This is a genomic window from Stenotrophomonas sp. LMG 10879 (genome assembly GCF_002750935.1).
Taxonomy (GTDB): Bacteria; Pseudomonadota; Gammaproteobacteria; order Xanthomonadales; family Xanthomonadaceae; genus Stenotrophomonas; species Stenotrophomonas lactitubi_B.
Genome location: NZ_PEJT01000015.1, coordinates 1 through 18,549 on the forward strand (window position 1 = coordinate 1; position 18,549 = coordinate 18,549).

At 66.0% G+C, this 18,549-nt stretch carries 16 protein-coding genes and 1 rRNA gene; 13 read left to right on the top strand and 4 right to left on the bottom strand.

Going from position 1 to position 18,549, the window contains the following annotated elements; translation table 11 throughout:
* Positions 1-113 (top strand): 5S ribosomal RNA (gene rrf / locus CR919_RS18890); the annotation flags it as partial.
* A gap of 231 nt (positions 114-344) precedes the next feature.
* On the opposite strand, the gene CR919_RS18895 is transcribed toward rrf, so the two are convergent.
* Together CR919_RS18895 and CR919_RS18900 are read right to left on the bottom strand one after the other, a co-directional pair.
* Positions 345-2,060, bottom strand: coding sequence for a M28 family metallopeptidase (locus CR919_RS18895; protein WP_099821325.1), 1,716 nt, complete (start codon positions 2,058-2,060; stop codon positions 345-347).
* Between the two features lie 77 nt (positions 2,061-2,137).
* A complete protein-coding gene (locus CR919_RS18900; RefSeq protein ID WP_099821326.1) occupies positions 2,138-2,800 on the bottom strand; it encodes a hypothetical protein in 663 nt (220 codons plus the stop codon).
* 169 nt (positions 2,801-2,969) lie between these two features.
* On the opposite strand from CR919_RS18900, the gene CR919_RS18905 reads away from it, so the two are divergent.
* The 3 genes from CR919_RS18905 (at position 2,970) to CR919_RS18915 (ending at position 6,285) form a co-directional block, all read left to right on the top strand.
* A complete protein-coding gene (locus tag CR919_RS18905; protein ID WP_279324061.1) occupies positions 2,970-4,202 on the top strand; it encodes a peptidoglycan DD-metalloendopeptidase family protein in 1,233 nt (410 codons plus the stop codon).
* A gap of 107 nt (positions 4,203-4,309) precedes the next feature.
* A complete protein-coding gene (locus CR919_RS18910) occupies positions 4,310-5,791 on the top strand; it encodes a S41 family peptidase (protein ID WP_099821328.1) in 1,482 nt (493 codons plus the stop codon).
* An 83-nt stretch (positions 5,792-5,874) separates the two neighbouring features.
* Positions 5,875-6,285, top strand: coding sequence for a hypothetical protein (locus tag CR919_RS18915; RefSeq protein WP_099821329.1), 411 nt, complete (start codon positions 5,875-5,877; stop codon positions 6,283-6,285).
* A gap of 118 nt (positions 6,286-6,403) precedes the next feature.
* Here CR919_RS18915 and CR919_RS18920 read toward each other — a convergent pair whose 3' ends face one another.
* A complete protein-coding gene (locus tag CR919_RS18920) occupies positions 6,404-7,096 on the bottom strand; it encodes a rhomboid family intramembrane serine protease (protein ID WP_025878304.1) in 693 nt (230 codons plus the stop codon).
* 226 nt (positions 7,097-7,322) lie between these two features.
* Here CR919_RS18920 and CR919_RS18925 point away from each other — a divergent pair, with 226 nt between their 5' ends.
* The 4 genes from CR919_RS18925 to CR919_RS18940 all read left to right on the top strand — a co-directional run bounded on the left by CR919_RS18925 (position 7,323) and on the right by CR919_RS18940 (position 11,002).
* Positions 7,323-8,750, top strand: a complete 1,428-nt coding sequence (locus tag CR919_RS18925; RefSeq protein WP_099821330.1) for an outer membrane protein transport protein — start codon at positions 7,323-7,325, stop codon at positions 8,748-8,750.
* Positions 8,751-8,829: 79 nt separating this feature from the next.
* On the top strand, positions 8,830-9,306 hold the full coding sequence (locus tag CR919_RS18930; protein ID WP_099821331.1) for a hypothetical protein: 477 nt from the start codon (positions 8,830-8,832) through the stop codon (positions 9,304-9,306).
* A gap of 42 nt (positions 9,307-9,348) precedes the next feature.
* Positions 9,349-9,948, top strand: a complete 600-nt coding sequence (pnuC, locus tag CR919_RS18935) for a nicotinamide riboside transporter PnuC (RefSeq protein WP_099821332.1) — start codon at positions 9,349-9,351, stop codon at positions 9,946-9,948.
* Complete coding sequence (locus CR919_RS18940) at positions 9,935-11,002, top strand: AAA family ATPase (RefSeq protein WP_099821333.1); 1,068 nt, start codon at positions 9,935-9,937, stop codon at positions 11,000-11,002. The genes pnuC and CR919_RS18940 overlap by 14 nt, the downstream gene beginning before the upstream one ends.
* 89 nt (positions 11,003-11,091) lie before the next feature.
* On the opposite strand, the gene putA is transcribed toward CR919_RS18940, so the two are convergent.
* On the bottom strand, positions 11,092-14,310 hold the full coding sequence (gene putA / locus CR919_RS18945; RefSeq protein WP_099821334.1) for a bifunctional proline dehydrogenase/L-glutamate gamma-semialdehyde dehydrogenase PutA: 3,219 nt from the start codon (positions 14,308-14,310) through the stop codon (positions 11,092-11,094).
* A gap of 273 nt (positions 14,311-14,583) precedes the next feature.
* On the opposite strand from putA, the gene CR919_RS18950 reads away from it, so the two are divergent.
* From CR919_RS18950 to CR919_RS18970, 5 genes are all read left to right on the top strand, one after another.
* Positions 14,584-15,060 carry a DUF2244 domain-containing protein gene (locus CR919_RS18950; protein ID WP_089238213.1) on the top strand — a complete coding sequence of 159 codons (477 nt, stop codon included), beginning with the start codon at positions 14,584-14,586 and terminating at the stop codon, positions 15,058-15,060.
* 11 nt (positions 15,061-15,071) lie between these two features.
* Positions 15,072-16,028, top strand: coding sequence for a cytochrome c oxidase subunit II (gene coxB / locus CR919_RS18955; RefSeq protein WP_099821335.1), 957 nt, complete (start codon positions 15,072-15,074; stop codon positions 16,026-16,028).
* A gap of 61 nt (positions 16,029-16,089) precedes the next feature.
* On the top strand, positions 16,090-17,697 hold the full coding sequence (gene ctaD, locus CR919_RS18960; protein ID WP_025878294.1) for a cytochrome c oxidase subunit I: 1,608 nt from the start codon (positions 16,090-16,092) through the stop codon (positions 17,695-17,697).
* 8 nt (positions 17,698-17,705) lie between these two features.
* Entirely contained in the window at positions 17,706-17,960 is a 255-nt protein-coding gene (locus CR919_RS18965; protein WP_099821336.1) for a hypothetical protein, read from the top strand.
* On the top strand, positions 17,957-18,547 hold the full coding sequence (locus tag CR919_RS18970; RefSeq protein WP_099821337.1) for a cytochrome c oxidase assembly protein: 591 nt from the start codon (positions 17,957-17,959) through the stop codon (positions 18,545-18,547). Before CR919_RS18965 ends, CR919_RS18970 begins: the two co-directional genes overlap by 4 nt.
* Positions 18,548-18,549: the final 2 nt, after the last annotated feature.

Genomic DNA, 18,549 nt, shown 5'->3' on the forward strand with positions numbered 1-18,549 from the left:
TGGTGAAATTAGCGCTATGGAACCACCCGATCCCATCCCGAACTCGGAAGTGAAACGTAGCTGCGCCGATGGTAGTGTGGCCTAAGCCATGCGAGAGTAGGTCATCGCCAGGGTTTATACCCAAAAACCCCGCTGCTCACGCAGCGGGGTTTTTCTTTGTGCGCAGGAAATACCGGCTAGTGCGGGCCGCGGGCCGGCATATGCGTGGATGCCGCCGCCGCGTACGGTGCTGCCAACCAAGGTTGGCAACTACCAACAGCGGGGCCGGATGCGCCCTCCACACACGCACAAAAAAGCGGCGCCCAAGGGGCGCCGCTTTCTGTACAGCTCAACGGCAGGCGGACTTACTTCGCCGCAGCGGCCGGTGCCTTGGCCTTCATCATCGTGTCGCGCGCAGCCTTGAACGGATTGCCTTCGTACCAGTTCGGCCAACGATCGCCGCCGGCCAGTTCCTTGCCGACGCCGTACATCAGCTGCAGGTCCTCGACCGTGCCATCCAGCTTCCAGGTCGCCGCGTCATACTCGTCCTTCGGGCCGTGGTAGCGGTTGGAACCGTAGTCGGCGGCCGCCTTGCGGCCGGCCTCGACGCCACCGTCGCGCAGGTCCTCACCGCCGTCGGCATACAGCGCCGGCACACCCGCCTTGGCGAAGTTGAAGTGGTCCGAACGGAAGTAGAAGCCGCTCTGTACCGAGGTCTCGCCGTGCAGGGTGCGATCCTGCGCTGCAGCCAGCGGCTTGAGGATGTCTTCCAGCTCCGAACTGCCGAAGCCGGTCACCGTCACGTCCTTGGCACGACCGGTCACCGACATCGCATCGATGTTGATGACACCGGCGATCTTGTCCAGCGGGAAGGTCGGGTGGGCGACGTAGTACTTCGAACCCAGCAGGCCGGATTCTTCCAGGGTCACCGCCAGGAACACCACCGAACGTTCCGGCTTCGGCTCCTGGTGGGCCATCGCTTCGGCCACCTCAAGGATGCCGGCCACGCCGGTCGCGTTGTCGACGGCACCGTTGTAGATGTTGTCGCCCTGTTCGCCCTCGTGCTTGCCGAGGTGGTCCCAGTGCGCCATGTACAGCACGGCCTCATCGGCGCGCTTGCTGCCAGGCAGTACGCCCACCACGTTGCGCGACTGCTTCTGCGCGACCTTGCTCTTCAGGTCCACCGACGCGGTTGCCTTCAGCGGCACCGGCTTGAAACCGCGCTTGCTCGCGTCCTTGTAAGCCTGGTCCAGATCCAGCCCGGCGCCGGCGAACAGCGCCCTGGCGGCGTCGGCGCTCAACCAGCCCTGCACCGGCAGGCGCGGTTCGGCGTCGTCCTTGGCCGGCAGGTCGTACTGCGGGCCAGCCCAGGAGTTCTTCACCACGTCCCAGCCGTAGGAAGCGCCTGCGGTGTCATGCACGATCAGTGCGGCGGCGGCACCCTTGCGCGCGGCTTCCTCGAACTTGTAGGTCCAGCGCCCGTAGTAGGTCATGCGCTTGCCGTCGAACAGCTTTTCATCACCGACATGGAAGCCCGGGTCGTTGACGAACATCACCACCGTCTTGCCCTTCCAGTCCTGGCCGGCGTAATCGTTCCACTTCTGCTCGGGTGCATCCACGCCGTAGCCGACGAAGACGAGGTCGCTGGCATCGACCTTCACTTCTGTCTGGCCGGTACGGGTGCCCACCACCATGTCGGTGCCGAACTTCAGTTCGCGCGTCTTGCCGCCCTGGGTGAGGGTGAGCACGGTCGATTCATCGGCCGTGGTCTCGGTCATCGGCACGTCCTGGAACCAGCTGTCGCCGTTGCCGGGCTGCAGGCCGATGCGCTGCATCTGGTCGCGGATGTAGTTGACCGTCAGTTCTTCACCCTTGCTGCCGGGCGAGCGACCTTCGAATTCGTCAGAGGCCAGGGTCTTCACCATCTCGGCAAAGTCGGCGGCGTTGATCGCGGCTGAGAACGTGTGCGGGGCCGGCTTGGCGGTGCTGTCGGCGCTGGGCGCCGGCGCCGGGGTATCTTCGCCTTTGCAGGCGCTGAGCGCGGCCGCAGCGGCCAGGCACAGGAGGAGTTTGCGGGGCATCATCGGTTCCTGGAAACACAAGGGACGGCCGCGCAGCAGGCGCGACCGGTATCTGGAGTATCGCCCAAGCCGCAGGCTCAGTCGGCCGGGGCGGTATCGGTATCGAAGGGGATCGGATCGGCGCCGGTGACCGCGCCGATGCGTGCACTGCGGTGGACGTACAGCACCACCTCGCGCTCGAACAGCAGGCTGCCGTTGACCACCGCATTGGGGCCGATGATGACCCGCGGCTTGCGACTGGCCGTCAGCGAGACGCTGAAGTTCGGCTTGCGCACATGCACGCCGCCGCCGACCTGCGAGCCGATGCCGACGGTGATGTCGCCGTTGACGGTCTCCACGTCCTTGCGCACGCGGCTGCCGACCAGGCCGATGCCGCCGTTGACGGTTTCCACGCCGCCTTCGATCTGGCTGCCTTGGTCGCTGAAGATGCTGCCGTTGACCGTGCTGACATCGCCGTGAGCCGTCACTTCGCGGCCCATGCGGATGCCGCCGTTGACCGTCTCGATGCTGCCGGTGCGGGCCCGATCGGCGACCTTGACGCCGCCGTTGACGGTGTCGATGCTGCCGGTTTCCACGCCTTCGCCGACACGGATGCCGCCATTGACGGTGTCCAGCTTGCCGTAGCGCTGGCCCGGATCGGCGCTGATGCTGCCATTGACCTTGCTGACGTCCGCCTGGGCCCAGGCCGGACCACTGGCCAGCGCAATGCCCAACAGCAGCGGAATGGAGAGAGCTTTCATGGGAACCTCGTTGTTGTGCGGCTGGCAGGCCGCGTGCGGAGATGTCACCATTCCCCGCACGTCTCCGCATCTGCCTGAAGTCACTGGAAAGCCCTTGCGCAACAACGTCTTCCCCTCACGCCGGCATCACATCGCCACCCTGCGCGGTGGACGTTGCCTGTTGCTGGGAATGGCGCTTGCCCTGGCGCTGCCATTGCCGGGTGCGGCGCAGACCGCTTCGACCCGCGAGGCCGAGCGCAAGCTGCAGAAGCTGCGTACCGAGCTGAAGGGTGTGGCGCAGGAGCGCCGGCAGATCGAGGGCCAGCGCGGACAGGCGTCGCAGCAGCTGCGCGAGGCCGATGAAAAAGTCGCGCGCAGTGGTCGCACCTTGGCCCAGACCGAGGCGGCGCTGCGTGAGCAGACCCAGGCGCTGGCCCAGGCCGAACAGCGGCGCAATGCATTGCAGTCCAACCTGGCCAAGCAGAATCGCGAACTGGCGGGCCTGTTGCGCGCCGCCTACCAGTTGGGCAACCACGCGCCGTTGAAGCTGCTGCTTTCGCAGGACACGGTGGCCGACGCCAACCGTGCGCTGGCGTATCACCGCTACCTGCAGCGCGAGCGTGCGCAGCGCATCACCACGCTGACGGCCGACCTGAAGGAGCTGGAGACACTGCAGACGCAGATCGCCCAGCGTCAACAGCAGCTGCAGGGCGTTCATCGCGACCAGAAGCAGCAGGTCGCCACGCTCGCGTCGGACCGGCGCGAACGCGCGCAGACCGTGGCTTCGCTGGAAGAACGTTTCAAGGACAAGCGCGAGAAGGAACAGGCACTGGGCCAGGATGCCAAGGCACTGGAAACCCTGCTGGCCAACCTGCGCGCGGCTGCGGCCCGTGCCGAGGCAGAGCGCCGTGCTGCCGCCCGGAAGGCCGCTGCCGAAAAAGCCGCCGCCGAGCGCGCGGCCCGCCAGGCCGCTGCCGCCGGCCGGCCACCGCCGCCGCCGACCAAGGTTCCCCCCGCGGTTGCCTCGGCGCCAGCGCCGAAGGTCGGAGGCCTGGGCTGGCCCCTGTCGGGCAATCTGCTGGCCCGCTATGGCGGCAAGCTGCCGGACGGCCGCACCAGCAGTGGTGTGTTGATCGGCGCACCTGCCGGAAGCACCGTCACCGCCGTGGCCGACGGTACCGTGGTGTTCTCCGATTGGATGACCGGTTACGGCATGATCCTGATCGTCGACCATGGCAATGGCTACATGAGCCTGTACGCCCACAACGACACCCTGCTGAAGGATGCCGGCGCGGGGGTCAGCCGCGGCGATGCGGTGGCCAAGGTCGGCAATTCCGGTGGCCAGGGCGTGACGGCGCTGTACTTCGAGCTGCGCCGTGGTGGGCAACCGGTCAATCCGGACAGCTGGCTGCAGCGGCGCTGAATTCCGGCTGGCCGCACGAGGCCGGATTCAACGGGAATTTAGCCACGCTTCGCGCATAATCGGTGCATGTGCCTTGGGCACGATGCCATCGTCGACAGGAGTGATCCATGCGCGCAGCCCGTACCGCCACCCTCTTGCTGGCTCTGTTGCCGGCCCTGTCCTGGGCTCAGCAGACCGCCCCCATCCCGTTGAAGGAAACTCCGGGGAAGGCGGCGAGCAGCGAGGAGGCGGTGACCTCGAAGGTGCCGCTGGACGACATCCGCCGCTTCGTGGCCGTCTACAACGCGGTGCGCGCGGCCTATGTCGATCCGGTCGATGACAACAAGCTGATGCAGTCGGCCGTGCGCGGGCTGCTGCTCGACCTCGATCCGCACAGCACCTACTTCAACAAGGAAGACGCGGAGGCGTTCGACGAGCAGGCCAACGGCGCCTACGAAGGCATCGGCGTGGAGCTGCAGCAGCAGCCGGACAACGCCAGCATGAAGGTGATCTCGCCGATCGACGACACCCCGGCGGCCAAGGCCGGCATCCTCGCCGGTGACCTGATCATCGCCATCGATGGCAAGCCGATCAGCGCGATCGATGCCAGCGAACCGCTGCGTGGTCCGGCCGGCAGCAAGGTGGTGCTGACCATCGTCCGCGACGGCAAGCCCAAGCCGTTCGACGTCAGCCTGACCCGGCAGACGATCCGCGTGACCAGCGTGCGCAGCCGCCTGCTGGAGCCGGGCTATGGCTACATCCGCCTGAGCACCTTCCAGGCCGACACCGGCTCTGATTTCCAGAAGCACCTGCAGCAGCTGCAGAAGCAGTCCGGCGGCAACCTCAAGGGGCTGGTGCTGGATCTGCGCAGCAATCCGGGTGGTCTGCTGACCGCTGCCGTGCAGGTGGCCGATGACCTGCTCGACAAGGGCAACATCGTCAGCACCCGTGGCCGCATCAGCATCAGCGATGCACGCTTCGACGCCACTCCGGGCGACCTGCTGAAGGGGGCGCCGGTGGTGGTACTGGTGGATGCCGGTTCGGCCAGTGCATCGGAAGTGCTGGCCGGTGCGTTGCGCGACAACAAGCGCGCGCGCGTGATCGGCAGCCGCACCTTCGGCAAGGGCTCGGTGCAGACCGTACTGCCGCTGGACAACGGCGATTCGGTGAAGCTGACCACGGCTCGCTATTACACGCCCAGCGGCAAATCGATCCAGGCCACCGGCATCGTGCCGGAAGTGGAACTGAAGGCCGCACCGCGTCCGGAAGACGAGGCATTGCCGGCCAGCCTGAGTGATTACAGCGAAGCGACCCTGCCGGGCCACCTGCGTGGTGACGAGGAAGGCACCGAGGGCTACCACGCAGGCGCCGTGCTGCCGGGCGATGGCCCGATCAACGATGCGCTGGCCGAGCTGAAGAACCCGGGTTCGGTGGCGGCGCGCTTGAAGGCAGAAGCCGCGAAGGCCGAAGCGGACAAGGCAGCGAAGGCCGCCGCCAAGCCGGCGCCGAAGGCGGAGCCCAAGGCTGAAGCGAAGCCGGAAGCGAATCCGGAATCAAAGCCCGAAGCGAAGCCGGAAGCGAAGCCCGTCCCAGCCCCAGCCAAGCCCTGACGGTAGCGCCGGGCCATGCCCGGCGAAGCTACGTACATAAGTGAGGCGGCACGGCCACATGTGTCGCCCGATAGAATCGATCGATGGACGATTCGACCCTCGCCACCGCGATCAGCGATCTGCTTGAACGCGGACCATTTCCGACGGATCGGGCTGCCCTCCTGCTGGACTCTCTGGCCGTACGCCATGGGATCGATTCCCGCCGCATCTTCTGGTGGGCGGGTGCGCCCTTGATGGATCGTGAGATTCAATATGAGGGCAGTGAAGAAGGCCTTTCCCGCCTGAGCGTGCTGTTGGCGGACGTGCGCGGGGAAATCTGTCTGGTGGCGTCAGACGAACGCGCATCGCCTTGGCCGGTGTGGGCACTGCGGCCTGGCGAGGTGATTCCTTTGCTTGGCGAGCTGCCGTTCTTCGAGTACTTCCTGGTGCTGGATGGCGGCGCTACGCTGCTGTTTGATACCCACCACAACACCCTGGTGGTCAGTCGCGAGTGACGTTTCCGGCATCATCGCGGACGGAGCAGATCCATATCAGTGAAGCAGTCGAGCGCGCTCGACGCCACGGACGAGCGGGTGAGCGTGAAGCCGGCCAGCGGCCGGCACTACCCGGGACTCAGAATCCGTGCCGCTTGCGCAGGCGCCGCGCGATCGCCGCGCGCACGTACATGCCGTACACCACGCCGAACACGAAGCCGCCGATGTGCGCCCACCAGGCGACCATGCCGAAGGTCGGGCCGATGTAGGCGAACACCACCTGCAGCGCCGCCCATACACCGATCAGCAGATAGGCCGGGGCGCGTACGAATTCGAGGAACAGCCCCAGCGGAATCACCACGCCCAGGCGCGCGCCGGGGAACAGCGCCAGATAGGCGCCGATCAACGCCGACACCGCACCACTGGCGCCGATGATGATCTGGTCCGGGCTGCCCATGGTGTAGATGGCGACCAGGTTGGAGATCGCACCACCCACCAGGAACAGCAGCAGCAGCCGCCACGGGCCCAGCACCCGCTCGGCCGGCAGGCCGAAGATCAGCAGGAACACCAGGTTGCCCAGCAGGTGCGACCAGTCGGCGTGCAGGAACAGGGCGGTGAACAGGCGCAGCACGCTGCCGTCCTGCAGGGTCGCCCACCAGTCCAGCGGGTGGGTCAGGCCGGTGGACAGGGCGCCCCAGTCCAGCCACAGGCTTCCGCGGGCATCGTCCGGGCGCGAGATCGACCACAGGAATGCCAGCCACAGTGCCGCAAACAGCACGGGTGTAGCCCAACGCAGGGTAGCCTTCTTGCGCGAGGGGAGGGAGACAAACATGGCACTAGCCTAGCGTGCGGGCACTTTTGGCGGGGAGGGAGCCTGTTCAGCTTTTGCGACGAAGAAAGCCCCGGCGCTGTTATTGTTTCATTAACGGCTCTGGGTAATACTCGCATACGGCGTCGTATGTCGGGAGGGGAATCCGGCGCGCTTCGAAGGGCCATCCGGCCTGACGGGCGCAGGCGCACTCAGAGCACCATCACCGCTTACCGGAGAGAGAACTACGATGCAAACTGCTTCCACCATTGCCCGCCTGACCCTGCTGGCCGTCGGCGTTGCCGGTGCGCTGGCCGCCGCCGATGCCAACGCCGCCGCCTTCCAGCTGAAGGAAAACAGCGCCAAGGGCCTGGGCCGCGCCTTCGCTGGTTCCACCTCGACCGAAGGCGACGCCTCGGTCATCGCCACCAACCCGGCCTCCATGCGCCTGCTCGACGGCACCATGGTGCAGGGCGACGTCAGCGCCATCAGCTTCGGCGCCAAGTTCCGCGGCGAAGGCCGCTACGGTAACGGCGCGCCGATTTCCGGCGGCAACGGCGGCGACGCCGGCATGATCGCCCCGGTTCCGGCAGCCTACTTCCACGTCCCGTTCGGCGAAAACAACAACATGCATTTCGGCGTGTCGCTGACCGTGCCGTTCGGCTTCAAGACCGAATACGACCGTGACTGGGTCGGCCGCTACAACGGCGTCAAGACCGAGCTGCAGGCCGTCGACCTGGGCGCTGCGTTCTCCTATGACGTCAACCCGTACCTGTCGTTCGGTGCGTCGGTGTTTGCCGAGCGCCTGAATGTCGACCTGACCAGCGCCGTCGATACCGGCACCGCCATCAATGCAACCGCCCAGCGCACCGCTGCTGCGCGCGTGCTGGCTGCCGGTGGCACCCCGGCCCAGGCCGCTGCCGCTTCGCAGGCCGCTGCCCGACAGGCCGCACAGCTCGGCTTCTCGCCGGGTACCGCCGATGGCTACCTGCGCATCAAGGGCGATGAGGTGTCGATCGGCTACACCCTCGGCATGACCGTCACCCCGGTGGAAGGCACCAACATCGCCTTCAGCTACCGCTCGGAAGTCGAGCACAAGATCAACGACGGCAAGGCCGACTTCACCATCCCGCAGAATGCTGCCGCCTTCCTGGCCACCGCTGCCCCGGGCACCTTCATCGACAGCAACGGCCGTGCCACCATCACCCTGCCGGCCAGCGCCACCGTCGGCTTCACCCATCGCGTGAACGACCAGTGGCAGATCATGGCCGAAGTCACGCGCACTGCGTGGAGCAAGTTCGACCAGGTCGTCGTCGATTACGACTCCAACCAGCCGGACAGCGTGCTGCCGTTCCACTACCGCGACACCACCTTCGCGTCGATCGGTACCGATTTCCGCGTCAACGACAAGCTGACCCTGCGTGGCGGCCTGGCGTACGACCAGACCCCGACCACCGACGCCCACCGCGACGTGCGCGTGCCGGACACCACCCGCAAATGGCTGTCGCTGGGTATGACCTACGCCGCTTCGGACAAGATGGAATACAGCGTGGGCTACACCCACCTGTTCACCAAGGATCCGAACGTCAACTCGACCTCGGCCACCGCCAACACCGTGACCGGCAAGTACAAGGTCAGCGGCGACGTGCTGGCTGCGTCGATGCAGTACAAGTTCTGATTCCGGCGATTGCCTGAAGCAGTACGAAGGAGGCCCCGCGCAAGCGGGGCTTCTTTTTTCCGGGGATCTGCATCCACGCATGGCGTGGATCTACTGCGACAATGGCTTCATGGCCGATCGCCGATACCTGAAGAAGATGACCCGCTACTGGGCTGCGGAAGAGACCAAGGCGAACGCGACGCTGGATCGCGTGCAGGAGTCGGAATGGTTCGACTACTGGCACACGCATCTTGACTGGAAGGGGCGCGGCAATCGTCATGTCAGCGATCGCACCACCGTTGCCGCAGGGCTGCTGCGGCTGCTCAAGCGGGCTGTATCGAGCGAGCGGGAGGATGTGCAGTGTTGGGTGATGCTGGCGCAGGATACCGGCCAGAGTGCGCTGTACCTGCATTCGCCGAATCCGCAGGGAACGCCTTGGCCGCATCCGTTCGATGGTGTGACCTGGGATATCGAGCTGCCGGGCTGGCTTGCACCGTTGCTCTCTTCAGACGGCCTGCAGGCAGGGCGCTGGGGAAGCGGAGAGAGCCAGCGGTTGCTGGTGCGCGTGCGCCCATGATTCCCATCCACGCTTGGCGTGGATCTACGCGACAATAACGCGATGAACCTGTCCGACCCGAACTTCCAGCTGGAGCTGGCCGCCAACATCGCCGTTGCCGGCTCGATCCTGCTCGCTGGCCGCAACAACGTGCATACGTGGTGGCTGGGCATCGTTGGCTGCGCGCTGTTCGCCGCGGTGTTCGAGCGCTCGCACCTGTACGCGGACATGGTCCTGCAGTTCTTCTTCGTGGTCATCAGCGTGTTCGGCTGGTGGCAGTGGCTGCGCGGTGACCATGGTGCGCCGCTGCCCATCACCCGCTTGCCAGCACGCGCGTGGACCTGGCTGCTGCCATTGGCGGTGCTGGCGACCTTCGGTTACGGCTGGATGCTGACCCGCCTGACCAATGCCTATGCGCCGTACATCGATTCGGCGGTGCTGGTGCTGAGCGTGATCGCGCAGATCCTGATGATGCGGCGCAAGCTGGAATCATGGTGGGTATGGCTGCTGGTCAACACCGTCGCGGTGCCGCTGTACTACAGCCGTGGATTGCACCTGACCTCGATCCTGTACATCGGCTTCTGGATCAACGCACTGGTGGCGCTGCGTCACTGGCGGCACCTGATGCGGGATGAGGCCAAGGCGGCCGATGTTGTTGCCTGAGCACGCTGCGCGGGGCCTGGTGGTCGGCAAGTTCTGCCCGCTGCACCTTGGCCACGAGCGCCTGATCGAATTCGCTTCTACACGCTGCGCGCAGCTGCTGGTGATCGGCTGGTCGCAACCGGGCTTTGCCGGCTACAGCGCAGAGCGCCGCGAACGCTGGCTGCGCGTGCGCTTTCCGCAGGCCACCATCGTGGTACTCGATGATGCGCGTCTGGCGGCGATGTGCGAGCAGCAAGGGGTACCGGTACGCGAGCTGCCGCAGGACAAGGACGACGAGCAGGTGCAGCGCGCGTTTACCGCATGGCTGTGCATGACGCTGTTCGGTGGACCGGTGCAGGCGGTGTTTACCGGCGAGGACTATGGCGACGGCTTCGCGCAGGCGCTGGCTGCGCACTTCGGCGCACCGGTACGCCATGAGCGCCTGGAGCGCACCCTGGATATCGGGCAGGCCTGCGGGACCCAGTTGCGCGCCGATCCGCATGTGCACCGGCACAGCCTGTCAGCTGATGTGTATGCGGCCTACGTGCGGCGCGTGGCCTTCATTGGTGGCGAGTCCAGCGGAAAGACCACACTCGCGCAGGTGCTGGCCGAACGCCTGGGCACGGCATGGGTGCCGGAGTTCGGACGTACGTTGTGGGAGCAGCAGGGCGGTGAGCTGCAGGCGCAGGATCTGCTGCGCATCGCTGCGACCCAGCCGCAGCACGAGGATCGCGCCGCGCAGCACGCGCATCGTTGGCTGTTCTGCGACACCACGCCATTGGTGACGCTGGGCTACAGCGGCTGGATGTTCGGCACAGCGCCCGAACCGCTGCAGCGGGCCGCAGCGCGTGCGTACGACCTGCTGTTCCTGTGTGCGCCGGATATCCCGTTCGAGCAGGATGGGACGCGGGTGGGGCAGGAATTCCGCATGCAGCAGCACGCGTGGTATCTGCAGCAGCTGCAGGCGCGTGGGGTCGACTACGTGTTGCTGGAAGGCGATCTGGAAACGCGTATCGCGCGCGTGCAGGTGGAGCTGGCAAAGCGTGCGGACAACCGGTTCAGCGTGGCGGCGTGATCGTCGCCGGGCATGGCCCGGCGCTACCGGCAATGTACAAAAAAACCCCGCTTTCGCGGGGTTTTTCGTTCACTGCATGACGCCTGGAATCAGTCGCCCAGGGTCAGCAGCGAGGCGTTGCCGCCGGCGGCGGTGGTGTTCACCGTCACCGTCTTCTCGGTGGCGAAGCGCAGCAGGTAGTGCGGGCCGCCGGCCTTCGGGCCGGTGCCGGACAGGCCCTGGCCGCCGAACGGCTGCACGCCGACCACCGCACCGATCTGGTTGCGGTTGACGTAGACGTTGCCGACGTGGACGCCGTTGCTGATGCGGTCGACGGTCTCGTCGATGCGCGAATGCACGCCCAGGGTGAGGCCGTAGCCGGTGGCGTTGATCTGATCGATCACGGCATCGAGCTGGTCGCCCTTCCAGCGGATCACGTGCAGGACCGGCCCGAAGATCTCCTTCTGCAGCTGGCCCAGGTCCTTCAGCTCATACGCACGCGGTGCGAAGAAGGTGCCATTGGCGGCTTCGGCGGACAGTTCGGCAGCCGCGATCAGGCGCGCTTCGCGGTCCATGCGCACGGCGTGGTCCTGCAGGATCTGCAGTGCATCAGCGTCGATCACCGGGCCGACGTCGGTGGACAGCAGGCCGGGGTTGCCGACCTTCAGTTCCTTCATCGCGCCAGCCAGCATGGTCATGACCTTGTCGGCGATGTCGTCCTGCACGAACAGCACGCGTGCAGCCGAGCAGCGCTGGCCGGCGGAGGTGAAGGCCGAACCGATCGCGTCCTTGACCAGCTGTTCCGGCAGCGCCGAGGAGTCGGCGATGAAGGCATTCTGGCCGCCGGTTTCGGCGATCAGCACACCGATGGCGGCGTCACGTGCAGCCATCGCGCGGTTGATCGCACGGGCGGTGTCGGTGGAGCCGGTGAAGGCCACGCCAGCCACACGCGGGTCGGCAGTCAGCGCAGCACCGACGGTGGCGCCGTCGCCCGGCAGGTACTGCACCACGTCCGCCGGCACGCCGGCATCGTGCAGCAGTTTCACCGCGTAATAGCCGATCAGGTTGGTCTGCTCGGCCGGCTTGGCGATGACGCTGTTGCCGGCGGCCAGTGCCGCAGCCACCTGGCCCAGGAAGATCGCCAGCGGGAAGTTCCACGGGCTGATGCAGACGAAAACGCCGCGGCCATGCAGCTGCAGTTCGTTGGATTCACCGGTCGGGCTCGGCAGCTTCTCGGCGTGGCTGAACTGCTCGCGCGCCTGCTTGGCGTAGTAGCGCAGGAAGTCCACCGCTTCGCGCACTTCGGCGATGCCGTCGGGCAGGCTCTTGCCGGCTTCCTTCACGCACAGCGCCATGAACTCGGGCATCCGCGCTTCCAGCTGGTCGGCGGCGTGCTCGAGGATGGCGGCGCGGCTGGCGGCCGGGGTACGGTTCCAGCCCGGCTGCGCGGCCACGGCATTGGCCAGCGCCTTCTGCACGGTGGCGGCATCAGCGGCCTGCCACTGACCGACCACTTCACGGGTGTCGGCCGGGTTGGTCACCGGCAGCGATGCGCCGGTCGGGTTCGCGCCCGGCACCAGCGGTGCGGCCTGCCAGGGCTTCACTGCAGCGTTGAGCTGCTCGGCCAGGGCGCGCAGTTCGTTGTCGTTGGCGAGGTTGGCGCCCATGGAGTTCTTCCTGTCGTGGTTCTGGCTGCGCAGCAGGTCAACCGGCAGCGGGATCTTGGGATGCGGAATCGATTCGAACGAGGACACCATCTCGACCGGGTCGCGGACCAGGTCGGCGATCGGCACGCGCTCGTCGGTGATGCGGTTGACGAAGCTGGAGTTGGCGCCGTTTTCCAGCAGGCGACGCACCAGGTACGGCAGCAGGTCTTCATGCGAGCCGACCGGCGCGTACACGCGGCAGGGCAGGCCAAGGCGATCGGCCGGCACGACTTCGGCGTACAGGTCATCACCCATGCCGTGCAGCTTCTGGTGCTCGTACACCCCGCCATTGGCAATGCTGCGCACTGCGGCGATGGTGTGCGCGTTGTGCGTGGCGAACATCGGGTAGATCGCGTCGGCATGGGTGAACAGGCGCTTGGCACACGCCAGGTAGGACACGTCGGTGTTCTGCTTGCGGGTGAACACCGGGTAGCCGGCATAGCCTTCGATCTGTGCGCGCTTGATCTCGGCGTCCCAGTAGGCGCCCTTGACCAGGCGCACCTGCAGGCGACGACCGGCGCGGCGGGCCATGTCGGCCAGGTGGTCGATCGTGTACGGGGTACGCTTCTGGTAGGCCTGCACGACCACGCCGAAGCCATCCCAGCCGGCCAGCGAGGCATCGCCGAACACCTGCTCGATGATGTCCAGCGACAGTTCCAGGCGATCGGATTCTTCGGCGTCGACGGTGCAGCCGATGCCGTAGCTCTTGGCCAACTGCGCCAGCTCCAGCACGCCCTGCACCAGGTCCTTCAGCACGCGCGCGCGCTTGGCATGCTCGTAGCGCGGGTACAGCGCCGACAGCTTGATCGAGATGCCCGGCGCGTTGTTGACGTCGCCATCGGCACGGCCACCACGCGCCTTGTGGTCACCACCGATGGCGTGGATCGCACGCCGGTAGTCTTCCAGGTAGCGCAGGGCGTCCTTCATGGTCAGCGCGCCTTCGCCGAGCATGTCGAACGAGTAGCGGTAGCTGGCGCTGTCGCCCTTGTGCGAGCGTGCCAGCGCTTCGCTGATGGTGCGGCCCATGACGAACTGGTGGCCCATGATCTTCATCGCCTGGCGCACGGCCAGGCGGACCACCGGCTCACCGACGCGGCCGACCAGGCGCTTGAACGCGCTGGGCGCATCGGCGCGGGTGGCGTCGTTCATCTGCACCAGCTTGCCGGTCAGCATCAGGCCCCAGGTGGAGGCGTTGACCAGCACCGAGTCGCTGCCGCCCAGGTGCTTTTCCCAGTCGGCATCGGCCAGCTTGTCGCGGATCAGCTTGTCGGCGGTCTCCTGGTCCGGAATGCGCAGCAGCGCTTCGGCCACGCACATCAGCAGCACGCCTTCCTCGCTGCCCAGGTCGTACTGGCGCATGAAGGCTTCGATCGCACCCTGGTCCTTGGCGCGCACACGCACACGGGCGACCAGGTCGGCGGCCAGCGCCTGCACCTTGGCCTGCTCGTCTGCCGGCAGGCGTGCCTGCTCCAGCAGTTCGCGCACATGGCTGGCCTCGTCCTTCAACCAACCATCGGTGATGGCCTGGCGGAACGGGTTGGGGGACGCCGGCAGTTCCGGCGACAGCAGCGCCGAGGGACGCGGAGCGTCGCTGGCGGCAATGGGAGAGGAAGGTGCGTTCATGCCGGTCCGGCCAGTGGAAAACTTGGCGATTTTAATCATTTTTTCGACTTCAGGAAGGCCCGCGCAGCCACCTTCATGAATGCTGATAGCCCCTAGCGGTGGTGGATTCAGCGTGTTCAGCAAAGTCGGGTCGTTTTGTGCCGAATTCGTCATTCGTGCTGTTGGGGTCATGCTGTGTTGCAGCATCGGAAAAAGTGTGAATGCACCCTTGCTACTGGCGAGAGGGCGGGGCTACCATCGAGGCGTTTCCCGCGGCAGGAACGCGGTTGCGACATGATCGAGGTGCTTACAGCTCCGGATGGGTCAGGTACGCAGCTGCGACTGCGTCCCCCACGGGCGCTCGATGCCCGGCAGTTCGTCCTGTTGTTTGCTGTGTTGTCGGGAGTGATGTGGCTGGTGTCCGCCTTCGGGTGGGTGGCCGGCAACGCATTCGCCCCCCTGTTCGCGCTGCTGTACAGCCTGTTGCTGGCAGCTGCGTTGCGCGCGTTGTGGCGCAGCGGTGAACGGCAGGAGGAGATCCGGGTAGTGCCGGCGTACGTGGAGGTCATCCCCGTGCCCGGTGGATCGCCGGTGTTCCGGGCTCATCCGCATTGGGTGCGCCTGCTCACCGACGACCAGAGGGTCCGGCTGGCATCCAGCGGCCGGCAGGTGGAGGTGGGGAGTTTTCTCGCGCCGGCCGAACGTCAAACGCTTGTTGAAACGCTTGAAGATTTGCTCGCCGCCAGCGATGGCGGCAACCGACGACGCTAAGGGTCTAGGCAATGAAGCAAAGCAGAGGGTGGGGCACGAAGTGCGTTGCAATGGCCGCCGCGATGGGGGCCCTGCTGTCGATGCCGGGGACGGCGCTGGCCCAGGCGGCCGATCCAAAGCCGTGGCAGTTGAACATGGGCAAGGGGGTGACCCAGACCTCGCGCCTGGCCTGGGAATCGAACAACCTCTCGTTGATCGTCTGTACGGTGATCGGCGTGATCGTGTTCGGCGCCATGGCCTACGCGATGTTCAAGTTCCGCAAGTCCAAGGGCGCGGTCGCCGCCACCTTCAGCCACAACACCAAGGCCGAGGTCATCTGGACCGTGATCCCGGTGATCATCCTGGTGGTGATGGCGTGGCCGGCCACGGCCAACCTGATCAAGATGTACGACACCCGCGATGCCGAGATGACGGTCAAGGTCACCGGCTACCAGTGGATGTGGAAGTACGAGTACCTGGGCGAGAACGTGACCTTCACCAGCCGCCTGGACCGTGAGTCCGACCGCATGCGGCAGAGTGGCAAGGTACCGACCCGCGAGAGCCATCCGCACTACCTGCTGGATGTCGACAACCGGCTGGTACTGCCGGTGGACACCAAGGTGCGTTTCGTCATCACCTCCGACGATGTGATCCACGCCTGGTGGGTGCCGGCGCTGGGCTGGAAGCAGGACGCGATTCCCGGCTTCATCAACGAAGCCTGGACCAGCATCGAGCAGCCCGGTGTCTACCGCGGCCAGTGCGCGGAGCTGTGCGGCAAGGACCATGGCTTCATGCCGATCGTGGTCGAGGCGGTGTCCAAGGAAGAGTTCAAGCAGTGGCTGGCGCAGCGCAAACCGGCGCCTGCATCCGCGACGCCTGCCGCGCCCGCCGAACCCACCGCGCCGGCCAGTGAATCGCCGGCGCAGCCGGCAGCACCGGCCGCCGCCGAGGCCGGCAACGCGCCTGCCGCGGCGGCCAGCGGAGCCTGATGTAACTGTCCGCGGCCGTGTCGCGGCCGCGGCGACAACCGATCCTGAGAGGTGTTTTGCAATGGCGCACTCGGCAGTTGGGCACGACGATCACCATCACCCGCAGAGCTTCTTCGAGCGTTGGTTCTTCTCGACCAACCACAAGGACATCGGCACGCTTTACCTGGGTTTCAGCTTCATCATGTTCGTCATTGGCGCGTTCATGAGCGTGCTGATCCGGCTGGAACTGGCCCAGCCCGGCATCCAGTACATCCGTCCGGAAATCTTCAACCAGCTGACCACCGTGCACGCGCTGGTGATGATCTTCGGCGGCGTGATGCCGGCCTTTGTCGGCCTGGCCAACTGGATGATCCCGCTGCAGATCGGCGCGCCGGACATGGCGCTGCCGCGCATGAACAACTGGTCGTTCTGGCTGTTGCCGGTGGCCTTCAGCCTGCTGCTGCTGACCTTCCTGCTGCCCGGTGGTGCGCCGGCCGGTGGCTGGACGCTGTATCCGCCGCTGTCGCTGCAGGGCGGCTACAACGTCGCGTTCACCGTGTTCGCCATCCACGTGGCCGGCATCAGTTCGATCATGGGTGCGATCAACATCATCGCCACGGTGCTGAACATGCGCGCGCCCGGTATCGACCTGCTGAAGATGCCGATCTTCTGCTGGGCCTGGCTGATCACTGCGTTCCTGCTGATCGCGGTGATGCCGGTGCTGGCGGGTGCGGTGACGATGCTGCTGACCGACAAATTCTTCGGTACCAGCTTCTTCAATGCGGCCGGTGGTGGCGACCCGGTGATGTTCCAGCACATCTTCTGGTTCTTCGGCCATCCCGAGGTCTACATCATGATCCTGCCCGCCTTCGGCGTGGTCAGCGAGATCATCCCGACCTTCAGCCGCAAGCCGTTGTTCGGCTACCAGGCGATGGTCTACGCCACCGCGGCGATCGCGTTCCTGTCATTCATCGTCTGGGCCCACCACATGTTCACCGTGGGCATGCCGCTGGGTGGTGAGATCTACTTCATGTTCGCCACCATGCTGATCTCGATCCCGACCGGGGTGAAGGTGTTCAACTGGGTCAGCACGATGTGGCGCGGTTCGCTCACCTTCGAAGCCCCCATGCTGTGGTCGGTGGCATTCGTCATCCTGTTCACCATCGGCGGGTTCTCCGGCCTGATGCTGGCGATCGTGGCCGCCGACTTCCAGTATCACGACACCTACTTCGTGGTCGCCCACTTCCACTACGTGCTGGTGACCGGCGCGGTGTTCGCGCTGATCGCGGCGGTGTACTACTGGTGGCCGAAGTGGACCGGGCGCATGTACAGCGAGAAGTGGGCCAAGGTGCACTTCTGGTGGTCGATCGTGTTCGTCAACCTGCTGTTCTTCCCGCAGCATTTCCTCGGCCTGGCCGGCATGCCGCGGCGTATCCCCGATTACTCGGTGGCGTTTGCCGACTGGAACCTGATCAGCTCGATTGGTGCGTTCGGCATGTTCGCCACGCCGTTCATGATGGCTGCGATCCTGCTGTCCTCGCTGCGCAATGGCGAGAAGGCCGAGGCGCGCTCCTGGGAAGGCGCGCGTGGCCTGGAGTGGACGCTGCCGTCGCCGGCACCGGCGCACACCTTCACCACGCCGCCGACCATCCGCCCGGGTGACCTGGCCCACGACGATATCGGTCATTGAGGTGGTGCATGCATAACGAGAGCCCGCTCCAGAGCTGTAGAGTCGAGCCATGCTCGACTGACGAAAAGCGGCCGAGCATGGCTCGGCTCTACAACACCGAAGAGCAGCCGAGCATGGCTCGGCTCTACAACCGCGAAGGCGAAGCCCAGAGCACCGGCATCGAGCAGCAGCGCCAGCGCGCCAAGCGCACCGCGCTGTGGGTGGGCGCGATCGCCGTGCTGGTCTACGTCGGCTTCATCCTCAGCGGCGTGATCGGTCGATGAGCGAAGCGCCGGCCACCACCCCGTCACGTAGCGCCGGCCTGCCGCGCCTGATCGGCGTGGCGGTAGTGGTGTTCCTGCTGACGTTCTCGCTGGTGCCGCTGTATCGCATCGCCTGCGAGAAGGTGTTCGGCGTGCGCCTGGAACGTGGCCCGGGCAGCGAGGCCAGTACCGGTGCCGCCAGTGGCAAGCGCACCGTGCGGGTGGAGTTCGATGGCGGGGTCAATTCACGGCTGCCGTGGTCGTTCCATCCCGAGCAGCTGACCATGGATGTGGTGCCCGGCGAGCTCAACGAAGCGCTGTATTTCGCCCGCAACGACAGCCAGCAGGCCGTGGTCGGCAGCGCGGTGCCGTCGGTGGCACCGGCACGCGCGTCGGGATTCTTCAGCAAGACCGAGTGCTTCTGCTTCACCGCGCAGACACTGCAGGCCGGCGAGAAGCGCGACATGCCGGTGCGCTTCATCGTCGATCCGGACCTGCCGCCGGAAATCCGGACGATCACCTTGTCCTACACCTTCTACCGCAACGATGCGTTGTCCGATCGGCTGGCTCCGGCCGCCACCTCGGAAGGCGCCCACGCTGCTCCCTGACC

Excerpts from the sequence above, each read along its gene's own strand:
- CR919_RS18895 (WP_099821325.1), bottom strand. The coding sequence starts at position 2,060 with ATGCCCCGCAAACTCCTCCTGTGCCTGGCCGCTGCGGCCGCGCTCAGC.
- CR919_RS18900 (WP_099821326.1), bottom strand. The coding sequence starts at position 2,800 with ATGAAAGCTCTCTCCATTCCGCTGCTGTTGGGCATTGCGCTGGCCAGT.
- CR919_RS18905 (WP_279324061.1), top strand. The coding sequence starts at position 2,970 with ATGGCGCTTGCCCTGGCGCTGCCATTGCCGGGTGCGGCGCAGACCGCT.
- CR919_RS18910 (WP_099821328.1), top strand. The coding sequence starts at position 4,310 with ATGCGCGCAGCCCGTACCGCCACCCTCTTGCTGGCTCTGTTGCCGGCC.
- CR919_RS18915 (WP_099821329.1), top strand. The coding sequence starts at position 5,875 with ATGGACGATTCGACCCTCGCCACCGCGATCAGCGATCTGCTTGAACGC.
- CR919_RS18920 (WP_025878304.1), bottom strand. The coding sequence starts at position 7,096 with ATGTTTGTCTCCCTCCCCTCGCGCAAGAAGGCTACCCTGCGTTGGGCT.
- CR919_RS18925 (WP_099821330.1), top strand. The coding sequence starts at position 7,323 with ATGCAAACTGCTTCCACCATTGCCCGCCTGACCCTGCTGGCCGTCGGC.
- CR919_RS18930 (WP_099821331.1), top strand. The coding sequence starts at position 8,830 with ATGGCGTGGATCTACTGCGACAATGGCTTCATGGCCGATCGCCGATAC.
- pnuC (WP_099821332.1), top strand. The coding sequence starts at position 9,349 with ATGAACCTGTCCGACCCGAACTTCCAGCTGGAGCTGGCCGCCAACATC.
- CR919_RS18940 (WP_099821333.1), top strand. The coding sequence starts at position 9,935 with ATGTTGTTGCCTGAGCACGCTGCGCGGGGCCTGGTGGTCGGCAAGTTC.
- putA (WP_099821334.1), bottom strand. The coding sequence starts at position 14,310 with ATGAACGCACCTTCCTCTCCCATTGCCGCCAGCGACGCTCCGCGTCCC.
- CR919_RS18950 (WP_089238213.1), top strand. The coding sequence starts at position 14,584 with ATGATCGAGGTGCTTACAGCTCCGGATGGGTCAGGTACGCAGCTGCGA.
- coxB (WP_099821335.1), top strand. The coding sequence starts at position 15,072 with ATGAAGCAAAGCAGAGGGTGGGGCACGAAGTGCGTTGCAATGGCCGCC.
- ctaD (WP_025878294.1), top strand. The coding sequence starts at position 16,090 with ATGGCGCACTCGGCAGTTGGGCACGACGATCACCATCACCCGCAGAGC.
- CR919_RS18965 (WP_099821336.1), top strand. The coding sequence starts at position 17,706 with ATGCATAACGAGAGCCCGCTCCAGAGCTGTAGAGTCGAGCCATGCTCG.
- CR919_RS18970 (WP_099821337.1), top strand. The coding sequence starts at position 17,957 with ATGAGCGAAGCGCCGGCCACCACCCCGTCACGTAGCGCCGGCCTGCCG.